At 75.0% G+C, this 2,622-nt stretch carries 2 protein-coding genes; both read left to right on the top strand.

Annotated features, from left to right (window positions below; translation table 11 throughout):
* Window positions 1-176 precede the first annotated feature (176 nt).
* On the top strand, window positions 177-1,841 hold the full coding sequence (locus ACFWEJ_RS28350) for a thiamine pyrophosphate-binding protein (protein WP_377232498.1): 1,665 nt from the start codon (window positions 177-179) through the stop codon (window positions 1,839-1,841).
* A 132-nt stretch (window positions 1,842-1,973) separates the two neighbouring features.
* Window positions 1,974-2,543 (top strand): hypothetical protein, encoded by a 570-nt coding sequence (locus ACFWEJ_RS28345; protein WP_377232497.1) that lies wholly within the window; start codon window positions 1,974-1,976, stop codon window positions 2,541-2,543.
* Window positions 2,544-2,622 lie beyond the last annotated feature (79 nt).

Below are 2,622 nucleotides of genomic sequence, written 5' to 3'. Positions count from 1 at the left end.
CCCCGACACGGGGTCACCGGCTCGGGCCGGCAGATATACTCAAGACCGTCAAGGCGGGCACCACCGACAACACCGCCTGCGCTCGAAAAAGGGGCGCGCGACGGGCCCCTGGCCGGGCCCGCACGGGACACATACGGACCGCACCACTCATCCGTCACTGTTTCCCTGGAGGCCCCGTGCCCACCGTGTCCGCCCATGTCGCCCGTACCGTCGCCCGCCACGTCGACCACGTCTTCGGCGTGATGGGGAACGGCAACGCCTGGTTCCTCGACGCCCTGGAGCGCTCGACCACCGCCCGGTTCACCGCCGTGCGCCACGAGGCCGGCGGCGTGGTCGCCGCCGACGCCCACTTCCGCGCGTCGGGCCGCATCGCCGCGGCCACCGCCACCTACGGCGCCGGCTTCACCAACGCGCTGACCGCGCTCGCCGAGGCCGCCCAGGCCCGCGTGCCGCTGGTGCTCCTGACGGGTGACGAGCCGACGTCGGGCCCCCGCCCGTGGGACGTGGACCAGATCGCGCTGGCGGCCGCCGTCGGCGCGCGCACCTATACGGTGGGCCGCGCGGACGCCGCCGCCACCAGCGTGATCGCCATCGAGCACTCCCTGACCTACCGAGTCCCGGTGGTGCTCGCGATCCCCTACGACGTCGCCGCGCTGGACGCCGGGCCGATCCCCGAGGCGCCCGAGCCCGTGCTGCCGAGGCCGCTCGCCCCGGCCGGGCCCTTCGACGCCGCCGCCATCACGGATCTGGCCCGCCACCTGTCCGAGGCCGAGCGCCCGCTGCTGCTCGCGGGCCGCGGCGCCTGGCTCGCCGGGGCGGGCGGCGCGCTCGGCGAGCTCGCCGAGGCCACGGGGGCGCTGACGACCACCACGGCGCTCGGCCGCGGCGTCTTCCCCGACGGCCGGTACGACCTCGGCGTCGCGGGCGGCTTCGGCGCCCACGACGCGATGGAGCTGGTGCGCCAGGCCGACGTCGCCGTCGTGCTCGGCGCCTCGCTCAACCAGTTCACGATGCGGTTCGGCGAGCTGTTCGCGCCCGGCACCCGCGTGGTCCAGGTCGACATCGCGCCCGCCGCCACGCACCGGCACGTCGGCGGGTTCGTCCGCGGCGACGCCGCGCTGGTGGCCCGCGCCCTGGTGGACGAGCTGCACGCCCTGGGCGCCAAGCCCTCAGGCTGGCGCGAGACGGTCGACGTCGCCGCGGCCCGCACCTACGAGACCGGCCCCGCCGACGGCATCGCGCCCGACGGGCGCCTCGACCCGCGCACCGTCGCCCACCGCCTCGCCGGCCTGCTGCCGGAAGACCGCGTCGTCGTCTCCGACGGCGGCCACTTCATCGGCTGGGCCAACATGTACTGGCCGGTCGCCGCCCCCGACCGCATGGTCATGGTCGGCACCGCCTACCAGTCCATCGGGCTCGGCTTCCCCAGCGTCGCCGGCGCGGCCGCGGCCCGGCCCGACGCCGCCGTCGTGCTCACCACCGGCGACGGCGGCGGGCTCATGGCCCTGGCCGACCTGGAGACGGCCGTGCGCACCGCGCGCGGCCGCGGCCTCGCCGTCGTCTGGAATGACGCCGCCTACGGCGCGGAGGTGCACGTGTACGGGCGGCAGGGCATCACCGAGGAGCCGATGCTCATCCCCGAGGCGGACTTCGCGGCGCTCGCCGGGGCCGTGGGCGCCGAGGGTGTCGTCGTGCGCTCGCTGGCCGACCTGGACCGGGTCGCGGCCTGGGCCGCCGAGCCCGTCGCCGACCGGCGCTTCCTGCTCCTGGATTGCCGCGTGTCGGGGTCCGTCGTCGCGCCGTACCAGGAGGAGATCCTGGCCGCGAACCGCGCCCGCTGACGCCCCTGACCTGAGGAAACGGGACCAAGGTCCCGTCCGGGCGGGGCCCCCGACTCTGCCGCGCGGCAATACCCGGCGAGAGGGTGGAGACAGGCGTCGGAAGAGGTCCGGCGCATCCACCGGGAGGACATCATGAGCTCCGTCAGCCACAACCCCGCCGAGTGGGCGCACGGGTCGGGCGCACGGGAAGCCACGGCCGCCACCACCCACGTCACGAGCGAGGCCGTCGCCCGGTACTCCTTCGCTGGGGTCCGGCTGCTGCTCGCCGTCGAGTTCCTGTGGGCGTTCGGCGACAAGCTCTTCGGCTGGGGCATGGCCACCCCGTCCGACGCCGCCTGGATCAACGGCGGCTCCCCCACCGAGGGGTTCCTCGGCGGCGTCGAGGGCACCTTCGCCGGCTTCTTCAACCCGATGGCCGGCAACCCGGTCGTCGACTGGCTGTTCATGATCGGCCTGCTCGGCATCGGCCTGGCGCTCGCGCTGGGCATCGGCATGCGGATCGCGGCCGGCACCGGCGCGCTGCTCATGCTGCTGATGTGGATGGCCTCGCTGCCCCTCGAGAACAACCCCTTCGTGGACTACCACCTGGTCGACGCGGTCCTGCTCATCGGCCTGGCCGCCTTCCTGGCCGGCGACACCGCCGGCCTCGGCAGGTGGTGGTCGCGCCGCCGCATCGTCGAGCGTTTCCCCGCGCTGCGATGACGGCACGCCCCCGGCCACCGCTCCCGATCGCCCCCGTATGGCAGGAAAGGTCAGATCTCCAGGTGTCGCAGGTATAACG

Source organism: Promicromonospora sp. NPDC060204, from assembly GCF_042728455.1.
Lineage (GTDB): Bacteria > Actinomycetota > Actinomycetes > Actinomycetales > Cellulomonadaceae > Promicromonospora.
The sequence above is the reverse complement of the archived record's forward strand: the minus strand, read 5'-3'. Positions and strand labels throughout refer to the sequence as shown.

Coding starts and splice junctions, on each gene's coding strand:
- ACFWEJ_RS28345 (WP_377232497.1), top strand. CDS start 1,974: ATGAGCTCCGTCAGCCACAACCCCGCCGAGTGGGCGCACGGGTCGGGC.